Here is a 4348-nt window from a genome sequence, read left to right on the forward strand (position 1 = left end):
TTTTTTTTGAGGGCTTTTTTAGCTAATCTCCTTTTAGAGAGGTCGGAAATGCGTTTATAAATTAAAAGGCGAACAAAATGTTCGCCCCACAATTATACAAAACTTTTTCCTTTTTCAATGGCTCGCTCAAGACCGCCGAGGTCGCTTCCGCCTGCGGTTGCAAAATACGGTTGCCCGCCACCGCCACCTTTCATTTCTTTTGCTAATTCCTTGACGATATTTCCTGCATGAAGATTTTTGTCTTTCATTACGGCTTCGTCAATAATAACAGCAATTTGAGGTTTTCCACCAATTTCTGCTCCTAAAACGCCATAGAAATTGCTCAATTTATTTTTCAAATCGAAGCAAAGTTGTTTTAAAGCATCAACCGAAGGAACGCTTACTTTTGCTGTAATAACATTCACGCCGTTAACGTTTTGAACAGTTTTGGCTAACTCATTTTTGAGTTCTTGTAATTTTTCATTTTCCAAAGACTCCACTTTTTTCTGTAAAGCGGCTTTTTCTGCAATTAATGTTTCAACAGATTTAATTAAATCTTGGTTACGAAGAATTTCTTTTAATTGATTGTTAATTGCTAATTGTTCGTTGATAACTGAAATAGCCTTTTCGCCTGTCAATGCTTCTACCCTACGAACTCCTGCCGCAACTGAACCTTCCGACACAAATTTAAACAAGCCGATTTGACCAGTTGAGGCAGCGTGCGTACCTCCACAAAGTTCGACCGAAAAGTTATTATCAAAAATAATTACTCTTACAAAATCTCCATATTTTTCACCAAAAGTTGCGGTAGCTCCTAACGCAACTGCATCGGCTATCGGAATATTTACTTTGGTTTCTAATTTTATATTTTCACGAATCTTCTCATTGACAATATCCTCAATTTTACCCAATTCTTCATCCGTAACTTTGGAAAAATGCGAAAAGTCAAATCGAGTGATGTTGTCATCTTGATAAGAGCCTTTCTGAACGATATGCGTTCCCAAAACTTTACGCATGGCGGCCAACATCAAGTGTGTAGCGGTATGATTCGAACGAATTTTCTCACGGCGTACTTCATCAATATGTGCTACAACAACGTTTGAATTTTGCAATATTTCATCTAAATTTCTATCGGTTGAAATATGAATAAAAAGGTCATTTTCTTTTTTTGTATCTTTTATTGAAATTAAATGATTAGCAATTGATAAGTGTCCAATATCGCCCACTTGCCCACCCATTTCGGCATAAAAAGGAGTACGGTCAAGTACAATGTGGTATTCTTCGCCCACTTTGGTTTTTACTTTTCGGTATTTCAATATTTGGGCTTCACAAGAAACTTCGTCATAGCCCACAAATTCAAAATCATTTCCTTCGCTCAATTCTACCCAATCGGTTGCTTCTTTGGTAGAATCTTTTCTCGAACGAGCTTTTTGCTCTTGCAAAGCCTTCTGAAAACCTGCCTCGTCAATTTTAAAATCTTTTTCACGAGCAATCAAAGCCGTCAAATCAGATGGAAAACCGAAGGTGTCCGAAAGTTCAAATACGGCATCACCGTTAATAGTTTTAAATTCTATATTTTCTGTAAAAAGCGTATCCAATTTCTTTAAACCTAATTCCAAAGTTCTCAAAAACGATTTTTCTTCTTCTTCAATTACACGAGCAATAAAATCTTGTTGAGCCTTTAACTCTGGAAAAACATCAGCAAATTGCTCGGCTAAAACAGGCACTAGTTTGGTCATAAAAGGTTCATCAAAACCTAAATATGAATAGCCATAACGCACAGCACGACGTAAAATCCGTCGAATAACATAGCCAGCTTTCGCATTTGAAGGCAATTGTCCGTCAGCCATCGTGAAAGCAACTGCACGAATATGGTCAGCGATAACACGCATGGCAACATCGACATAACTTTCGGATGAAAGCGTGCCATTTTCGCCATATTTTTTGCCTGACATTTGTTCAATTACTTGAATCGTATTTTGGAAAACGTCGGTATCATAATTCGACTTTTTGCCTTGAATCGCCATACAAAGACGTTCAAAACCCATGCCTGTATCAACATGAGTGGCGGGCAAAGGCACAAGTGATTTGTCAGCTTTACGCTCAAATTGCATAAATACATTGTTCCAAATCTCGACTACTTGTGGGTGGTCATTATTGACTAACTCTTTGCCATTTATTTTATCAACTTCTTCTTGGTCACGTAAATCAATATGAATTTCGGAACACGGCCCGCATGGCCCAGTATCGCCCATTTCCCAGAAATTATCTTTTTTATTGCCTAATATAATGCGGTCTTCGCTTACCATTGTTTTCCAAATATCGAATGCTTCTTGGTCAAATGGCACGCCGTCTTTTTCATCGCCGCCAAAAACCGAAACATAGATTCTATCTTTTGGTAATTTATAAACTTCAGTCAATAATTCCCATGACCATTCGAGGGCATCTTTCTTGAAATAATCGCCAAATGACCAGTTTCCGAGCATTTCAAACATGGTATGATGGTAAGTATCAAACCCTACATCTTCCAAATCATTATGTTTTCCACTCACTCGAAGGCATTTTTGAGTATCTGCAATACGCTTTGATGGAGGATTGCCATTTCCCAAGAAAAAATCCTTGAATTGTGCCATTCCAGAGTTATTAAACATCAACGTTGGGTCATTTTTTGCCACTAACGGTGCAGAAGGAACGATTAAATGTCCTTTACTTTTGAAAAAATCTAAAAAAGCCTTACGAATTTCGTGCGAAGTCATTTGTACAAAATATTAATTATCAATGTTGAATTTCATTTCGAGGTGCAAAATTAGCTTAAAAATTGGAGTTTATTTACACATTTACGTCAAAAACTCTCCCGAAGTAATCGCTTATTTCGCTTACAAGTATTTTCGTTTTGTTTTTTTCAATGCCTGCCAACTCTTTTGCTAACTTTTTTTTGAAGTCTAATTGCATTTGCCGAGCTATCTGAATTCGTTGAGCTTGCGGACTTCCAGCTCCGTGCATCGACTCGGTCAGATAACCAACGGCATTGCGTCCCATTGTCATATTTTCTATCAATCGTAAAATTCTCATGCGATTTTCGGTAGAAACATCGGCTTTGCCTTTGAGGTATTTTTCGAGTAAATGACCCACTTCTTTGCTTCTAAAATCTTGTTCAGAAGGCAACGTAACAACAATTCCACCCGCTAAATCTTGTGCCAAACGACTGATTTCATAAGGCATTTTGGTAACATGATGCTTGCATACATTTGCCAGCATATCATCGGGCATAAACGCCCCTGAAAGTGTCGCTTTTGATTGATACGAGGCGGCAATTCCTGTGGCATAAATTGTTTCGTTGAGATGTGTCATTTCTATCAATTTATCTTTGATATGGCTTGCTTTGTCGGCTCCATTATATTCAGCAATAGTTGCCGCAGCACCAATTAGCACATCACCAACGCCACTTTTGCAAACATAACTTCGGCGGTGATAGCAAGTAAATCTTTCGACAAGCATAGAAGCAAATTCGTATTCGCCATTCATAAATATCAACTGATTGGGAATAAAAACATTTTCCAAAATTACCATTGCTTCTTGCCCACCGTATTGGGCATTTCCAACATCAATATCTCCTCCTTCCATGCTACGAGTATCGCACGATTGCCGACCATAAATGTAGGTAATTCCGTCAGCATCAACAGGAATCGCCCCAACAATAGCATAATCTTTATCATTTTCAGTTAGCCGAATAGTAGGCATAATTAGTAACCAATGAGAATTTAGACAACCAGTTTGATGAGCTTTTGCACCCGTAATATAAACACCTTCGGAGGTTCGTTTGGTAATATGAACAAATAAGTCGGGGTCGGATTGCTGATGTGGGGCAAGACTTCTATCACCTTTTACATCTGTCATTGCACCGCCAATTACATAGTTTTTGCTTTGCATTTCAGCAACAAAAGTCTTGAATTTGGAATGATAATGCGTTCCTAATTTCTTGTCGATTTCAAAAGTTGTCGAAAAAAGCGAATTAAAAGCATCCATTCCTACACAACGCTGAAAACAAGTACCAGTGATTTGTCCGAGGCGACGTTGCATTTTATTTTGCAAAACAACATCGTCACGAGTTTGGGCAATGTGCAGAAAACGATTGACTCGTTCACCCGTAAAAGGAGAAATGGCTGATGCTAATTGTGGTTCTTGCAATGCCAAATCAAAAGTTTCAGCAACCGCATTTATGGAAGGTCTAATCATGGGATGCTCCACAATATTTTCGACTAATTGGCCAAAAAGATAAACTTTTAATTTCCTATTTCGGAGGCTATCGATATATTCTTCGCCTGAAGCTATTTTAATATTGTTCATAAAGTTGAATTAGATAAGTTTT

Annotated in this window: 2 protein-coding genes; both read right to left on the minus strand. The window is 38.0% G+C overall.

What is annotated here, in order from left to right:
• Positions 1 to 92: 92 nt before the first annotated feature.
• Positions 93 to 2735, minus strand: coding sequence for an alanine--tRNA ligase (alaS, locus tag ACH2CJ_RS02015; RefSeq protein ID WP_394990405.1), 2643 nt, complete (start codon positions 2733 to 2735; stop codon positions 93 to 95).
• 73 nt (positions 2736 to 2808) lie between these two features.
• Positions 2809 to 4326, minus strand: a complete 1518-nt coding sequence (locus ACH2CJ_RS02020; protein ID WP_394990406.1) for a 4-hydroxyphenylacetate 3-hydroxylase family protein — start codon at positions 4324 to 4326, stop codon at positions 2809 to 2811.
• Positions 4327 to 4348 lie beyond the last annotated feature (22 nt).

Origin of the sequence: Emticicia sp. (assembly GCF_043780375.1) — a bacterium.
GTDB lineage: Bacteria > Bacteroidota > Bacteroidia > Cytophagales > Spirosomataceae > Emticicia.